Annotated in this window: 7 protein-coding genes; all 7 read right to left on the reverse strand. The window is 52.9% G+C overall.

Annotated features, from left to right (window positions below; all coding sequences use genetic code 11):
* Positions 1 to 37 precede the first annotated feature (37 nt).
* The 7 genes from RDV48_30090 to RDV48_30120 all read right to left on the reverse strand — a co-directional run bounded on the left by RDV48_30090 (position 38) and on the right by RDV48_30120 (position 5875).
* Positions 38 to 859: an alpha/beta hydrolase gene (locus RDV48_30090; protein ID MDQ7827086.1), complete on the reverse strand. Its 822-nt coding sequence runs from the start codon at positions 857 to 859 to the stop codon at positions 38 to 40.
* Positions 860 to 948: 89 nt separating this feature from the next.
* Positions 949 to 1806: a thiamine pyrophosphate-dependent enzyme gene (locus tag RDV48_30095; GenBank protein MDQ7827087.1), complete on the reverse strand. Its 858-nt coding sequence runs from the start codon at positions 1804 to 1806 to the stop codon at positions 949 to 951.
* The gene (locus RDV48_30100; GenBank protein MDQ7827088.1) at positions 1806 to 3518 is read right to left on the reverse strand and encodes a 2-oxoacid:acceptor oxidoreductase subunit alpha; all 1713 of its coding nucleotides are present in this window, start codon (positions 3516 to 3518) and stop codon (positions 1806 to 1808) included. The genes RDV48_30095 and RDV48_30100 overlap by 1 nt, the downstream gene beginning before the upstream one ends.
* A gap of 47 nt (positions 3519 to 3565) precedes the next feature.
* A complete protein-coding gene (locus RDV48_30105; GenBank protein MDQ7827089.1) occupies positions 3566 to 4120 on the reverse strand; it encodes a hemerythrin domain-containing protein in 555 nt (184 codons plus the stop codon).
* 161 nt (positions 4121 to 4281) lie between these two features.
* Positions 4282 to 4572: an antibiotic biosynthesis monooxygenase gene (locus tag RDV48_30110; protein MDQ7827090.1), complete on the reverse strand. Its 291-nt coding sequence runs from the start codon at positions 4570 to 4572 to the stop codon at positions 4282 to 4284.
* Between the two features lie 140 nt (positions 4573 to 4712).
* Positions 4713 to 5210: a hypothetical protein gene (locus RDV48_30115; protein MDQ7827091.1), complete on the reverse strand. Its 498-nt coding sequence runs from the start codon at positions 5208 to 5210 to the stop codon at positions 4713 to 4715.
* 44 nt (positions 5211 to 5254) lie between these two features.
* Positions 5255 to 5875 carry a superoxide dismutase gene (locus tag RDV48_30120; GenBank protein MDQ7827092.1) on the reverse strand — a complete coding sequence of 207 codons (621 nt, stop codon included), beginning with the start codon at positions 5873 to 5875 and terminating at the stop codon, positions 5255 to 5257.
* Positions 5876 to 6461 lie beyond the last annotated feature (586 nt).

Raw genomic sequence — 6461 nt, forward strand, 5'->3', positions numbered from 1 at the left:
CTATCGGGCAGGAACAATCGGGTGAGGCAAATCGCCGTCAGGCCTTGAAAAATTCGAGCAGATCGGCGTTGATCTGGTCCTTATTGGTAGAGCACATGCCGTGCGGCATGCCCGGATAGACTTTCAGAGTGGCACCTTTGACGATCTTGGATGAGAGCAGGGCCGAGGCGCCGATAGGCACGATCTGGTCATCGTCACCGTGCATGATGAGCGTCGGAATGTCGAACTTCCTGAGATCTTCAGTGAAGTCTGTCTCGGAAAAGGCCTTGATGCAATCGATGACGGCTTTGAATCCGGCCTGCATCCCCTGCAGCCAGAACGAGTCCCGCAGCCCCTGGGAGACCTTGGAGTCTGGCCTGTTGGCGCCGTAGAAGGGCGTGCTGAGATCCTTGAAGAATTGCGAGCGGTCGGCGTGCACGCCTGCGCGGATTTTGTCGAACGCGTCGATGGGCAGCCCGGCGGGATTGGCGGCTGTTTTCAGCATCAGCGGCGTCACCGAGCTTATCAGCACGGCCCTGGCCGCACGTCTGGTTCCGTGGCGGCCGATATAGCGGGCGACCTCACCGCCGCCCGTAGAATGCCCGACATGGATCGCGTTCTTCAGATCGAGCTTTTCCATGAGCGCCGCGAGGTCATCGGCATAGGTGTCCATTTCATTGCCATTCCATGGTTGGCCCGATCGGCCATGGCCGCGGCGATCAGGGCTGATGCAGCGGTATCCGCGGCTGCCCAGAAACACCATCTGGTCTTCCCATGCGTCCGAGCAGAGCGGCCAGCCATGGCTGAAGACTACGGGCTGCCCGCTGCCCCAGTCCTTGTAATAGATCTGCGTGCCGTCTTTCGTCGTGATCGTGTTCATCGGTTCCCTCCGTTATTTTATTTTCTTGATTTCTTCTTCTCCGTCTTCTGCCTTCGCATCGGCAGCTTTTTTGATGGACGATGCCGTCCTTATTTTTTGGAATCCAGTAATTCTTCCAATTTATTGAAATCAGCCTTTCGCCTGGAAAGCGGGGTCTTATCCTCCCGGTACGCCGAGAGGGTGGATTCAAAAGTCGGCCGGGATTCATGGCGGTAAAAAATTCCCAGGGGAATTTTTTCACTTTCCAGAGCCCGTTGGAAGGCTGCCTGGCGGTCGGCTGGATCGTATGATTCTTCCAGGTAATAAGTGTTTTCCTTGAACCACTGGTAAGTATTGACCTTATTGAAGGAAACGCAGGGCTGGAAGATGTCCACCAGGGCATATCCCTGGTGTTTAATGGCTTGTTTTATGATTTCCTTGCTCTGCTCTTTATCCCCCATGAAGATACGAGCTACGAAAGGAGCATCGAGAGCAATTGCCACCGCCAGTGGGTTAAAAGGCTCCTCGCTTACTCCTTCCACCTGAACCGGGGTTTTAAAGCCGGGTTGGCTTGTAGGGGAAGCCTGCCCCTTGGTAAGCCCGTACACCATGTTGTTGTGGACTAAATTGGTGATATCGGGGTTGCGGCGGAGGGTATGAATGAAGTGGTTGCCCCCTTCCCCGTACATATCGCCGTCCCCGCTTTCCGCAATTACGGTAAGGCCGGGGTTGGCAGCCTTGATTCCAGTGGCGGCAGGCAAGGCGCGCCCGTGCAGGCCGTTAAAGAAATTGGTTTTCAGGTAATGGGGAATTTTGGCAGCCTGGCCGATGCCGGAAACCATTATCAGCTCTTCAGGCTTGATTTCCAGCTCGCTTAAAGAGCTCTTCACCATGTTCAGAATCCCGTAATTCCCGCACCCCGGGCACCAGGCTATATCAATGGCTCCCATATCATAAGGGTTGCTCATTATTCGAGTCCTCCTTCCCACAGGATTTTTAAATGTTCAGTGATTTCTTCCACCGTAAAAGGCAGACCATTGTATTTCAAAATCCGGTTTTCAATTTTAATCCCGGTTTCCAGCTGGAGGAGCTTTCCGAACTGGCTGGTAGCGTTGTTCTCGATGATGACCAGTTGCCTGGCCTTTGCCAGCAGTCCCGCGGTTGTCGCGGGGAGGGGATGAAGCTGGCTGAAATGGAGAAAGGCAGTGTCTTTCAAACTCAGGATTTCCAGGGCTTCTTTCACCACCTGATAGGTAGAGCCCCAGGCGATGATAAGGTTTTGAGAGCCGGCTTTCCCAAGCAGGGTGGGCTGCAAAGCGGTCTCTTTGATCAGCTCCTGTTTTTTCAGCCGCTTTTCCACCATTCGGCTCCTGATGTCCAGGTCCTCGGTGATGTGGGCAGCTTCATCGTGCTCGTCGCTGTCCACACAGACCAATCCTTCCCCGAATCCCGGAATCCCCCGGGGGGAGATACCGTTTTCAGTGAGCTGATAGCGCTGATAATCGGCCCGGGTCTTGATGAAATGGTTTTCGGGCTCCCCCGATGCGAGGTCGGGCTTCTCCGTGTTGTAATAGGCGTCCACCAGATACTGGTCAGAGAGAATGATGACCGGGGTCTGGAAGCGGTCTGCCATATCAAAGGCCCTGGCGGTTAAAAGAAAGGCTTCCTGCAGGTTTCCCGGAGCCAGGATGATACGTGGAAACTCCCCGTGACCGCCGTAGAGAGCGAATTCCAAATCGGCCTGCTCAGTGCGTGTGGGCAGGCCTGTAGCCGGGCCTGGACGCTGCCCCAGGCTGATGACCAGAGGAGTTTCCAGCATTCCCGCCAGACTGATTCCCTCCACCATAAGGGCGAACCCTCCGCCCGAAGTGGGCACGAGGGCACGGGCCCCGGCATACCAGGCCCCCAGAGCCATATTGACGGCGGAAATCTCGTCTTCCGCCTGCTCCACCACCAGGCCGAATTTTTCCGCGTTCTGGGCTAAGGTGGTAAATACCCCGGTCGAGGGGGACATCGGGTACGCCGAAACAAAGTTGCATCCCCCGGCGACGGCTCCTAAAGCGATGGCTTCCGCTCCGTTCAGGAGAATCTGGTTTTTTACTTCCGGAGTGGGTTTTATCGCAATCTTAATCTGCTCCTGCCGGGCTATTTTGGCTCCCCATTCCAGCCCAAGGGCAGCGGCGGCAAGATTTTGACGGATTATTTCCGCTCCTTTGCCGGCAAAATAGCTGCTCAGGAACTGGTTCAACAGCCCGGCATCAAGCTCCATCAGGCCGCAGACAAGGGCAGCGGCCACCGTGTTGGCCATGATTCCCGACCCTGCCTGCCCGGCCAGTTTTTCCAGGGGAACATCGATGAGGGGAAAATCTTCCCCCAGCCGGGATTTATCCCCCAGAATCAGGGTTTTTGGGGAAATCCGGTTTTGCACATGAGTGATGGCAGCTTTATCCAGGGGGATCAGCAGGTCAATCCGGTCGCAGGGGGCAGCAATGCTTTTCTCCCCCACTCTCAGAGTGGTGGAGTTACTGCCTCCCCGGACCCGCGACATATATTCCTTGGTGGCGTAAATATGGTAGCCGGCGGTTTTCAAGAGATGGGACAGCAGGTATTCGATGGTTTGAATTCCCTGCCCGGCTTCTCCTCCCAGAGTGAGGGAAAGTTCTCGGTCAAAAGTGGGCATAAGTGCACCTCCGGTTATTAATCAGGGATAAAGGTCATTTCTTCGCCTTACGCTCCGTATATTTCTTTGAGCTGATGCAGAAGCTCATGAAAAGCCTCATGCCTGCCCGCGCCGATTCTTTCTTGCTCAAGCTTCTCGAACTCCACCCAGAGGCCTTTCTGCCGTTCTTCGGAAAGAAGCTTATCGGCCATTTCAAAGACCACATTTTCTTCTTTGTGAATATGCTGTGTCAGAAGCTGAATATAGCTCCGGGCGTTCGTCACCAGGATAACTGCAGCAGTAGCATTGCCTGCTTGATATGATGCAAGGGATTGCTTCATCGCCTTCACAAAGCTTCGCCCCTGGTCATGCTCCGCCAGCATGACCTCTAAAGGACCGCCTTCTTTTGGGATTCCTGCCGATACCAGGGCAGGGAATAAGAATTCCTCTTCCTTCCCATGGTGGCATGTGTCCACGAAAACGGTGAAAAATTCCAGAATCTTTTCCATATGGTCTTTATCAATTGTTTTTTCTGCCTCATGGCTCACGCATATTTTTTCCAGGATGCGAAGCATCAGCATAACCCCTTTATGCTCATTCTTGAGGTCCTCTGTGGCTTTCATAATCTTTTCCCTCCTTATGCTCTGGAGTATGAATTCAAAATTGCTCATTAAATCCAGGTTTCTGAGCGCAGGGATCCTGTAATTCACAATGTGCGTCAGTTTATCATCTTGAGGTGATATTTTCTTACACCATGTCCTTCGATTGGAAGAGTTCACCCTTTTTAACTCTGGACTACTTCATAAAACCTGGGCGTGGGTTTGCCATCAAACATTGGCTGGACCTTCTCGCTTTCCTTGGCATGGAGAGCGCTGGTATGCATCGCCTGGAAGCTCGCCTGATTTTCAAATTCAACTATGGCGGCATAGCTGCCTCCTTCCAGAGGCCTCAACAGCTTTCTGCTTATGAAACCCTCAAAACCGGCAAATGCCTGGTTTGACGAGGCAAACCATTGTTGAAATTCAGCATCCTTACCCTCTTGAATAGGCGGGAAAGAAATAATCACGATATACATGAGCCACCTCCCTCTGAACCTTTTTCTAAAACTTGATTCTCGCGCCCAGGTACAGCAGTAATATGATAATGATGGCATGCCATGCATAGAAGCCGGGTTTGCCGATTGCAAAATAACGGAGAATTCTCATATCCTGCCTCCTAATGTTTGAAAATGAGCACACCAATGATATATACCAGTGTGATCCCGGCGAAATGCACAAGCCACCATCCGTTATGGAGATACCGAAAGCCCTGGGGATATTTCCAATCGTCTCTGGTGCGCTCCGGGTAGTAGTGGTCAAAAATTTCTTTCCCCACGAAGAATTTCCCGAAAAGGATCAGGGAATCGCAGAATGTTGAGCTCAGAATGCTCTGAGTGAAGCCCTTTCCAGGGAGTGCATGGGCGATGGAAAAATGAGACATCAGTATGATTCCGATTATTACGGTGAGCCCGTTGATAACATACGCAATGTCTGCCGTGCCTTTGCTCATGAAGAGCATCGTGACCACAAAGACAGTGGCCAGATCGCCTATCGCCGGAAAAAGGTTCTGCCACCTCAGATGCCCTTCGACCAGAGGGCTGTGGATTCTCAGGTGCAGAAGGAAGCCGCCTATTCCTATGAAGACAAGGGCAAAAATCAGATTCCGTCTCTGCATGGACTCTCTCTTCCTTCTTCAGGAGATGAAGAAACATTCAGCCTTCAGCTAAGGTTCTCTGCCGCGAAATCCCAGTTGATCAGTTTGTCCAGCACCGCGTTGACATAATCAGCGCGGCGGTTCTGGTAATCCAGGTAGTAGGCGTGCTCCCACACGTCGATGGTCAATAACGCTTTCATGCCTGTGGTCATAGGCATGTCTGCATTGCCGGTCTTGACCACCTTGAGCTTGCCGCCATCCAGCACGAGCCACACCCAGCCGCTGCCGAACTGGGCCATTGCCGCAGTCGCCAGCTCCTTCCTGCACGCATCCAGGGTGCCGAAGGAAACCTCGATCTTTTGCTTTAACGCCGCGGGTGGCTCACCACCGCCCTTCGGCTTCAGGCTGTGCCAGTAAAACGTGTGGTTCCATGTCTGCGCTGCATTATTGAAGATCGCGGTCTTGTCAGCTTTACCGGCTGTCAGGGTGATGATTTTCTCCAGCGCCAGGCCAGCCAGCTCCGTACCTGCGGTAAGCTTGTTCAGGTTTTCGACATATCCCTTGTGATGCTTGCCGTAGTGGAAGCCGACAGTATTTGCGGAGATTGCGGGGTCCAGCGCATTCTCCGCGTAAGGCAGGGAAGGCAGGACATGCAGAGCTGCACTTTCAATCTTGACATTACTCATTATTTTTCTTCCTCCATGATGAAATAAAAGCCTGAAAACTGCTTTCTCTTATTATATATCCCAGGTACCCCGGTTAATATTAGAAAAATTCTAGTTTTTGACGGAAGGAGTGACGCCCTGCAGAGGGAGCTTCCCGGGGCAGCTGGCCGGGAGAGCTTCCCCATCGAAAATTTTTTTCTGCAGCGACAAGAGGGGCGACCGTTGGCCCAGCCGGCATGGGAAATGGCCGGGAGAGGGCAGAAACATGCCCTGGCGATTCTTTGAGACCCTCCAGGGTCATTTTTGACCTTTTCACCCTTTAAGGGCCTCTGGCGGGGCATCCTGCAATGGCCAAAAAACCCATTCAAAATGAGCTTTTCTGGGGGTAGTCCTTTTGCTTTTTCTCTCTCAATATGGTATCATTATTACATGGATACGTTTGAGACCCACACCATTCACTCATTGTTCCTGCCCGATGAAGAGGAGCTTCTTTACCTCGCGGATCCCTGCTGTCTTCAGGACCACGAGGACCTTCTGCTCCTCCCCGAGCCCTATGAGCTTCCCGCGGAGGGGCCCTGCAGGCCTGAGCACCTCGTCAAAATCACCA

Source organism: Candidatus Eremiobacterota bacterium (assembly GCA_031082125.1).
In the GTDB taxonomy this organism is placed as follows: domain Bacteria; phylum Vulcanimicrobiota; class CADAWZ01; order CADAWZ01; family Ess09-12; genus Ess09-12.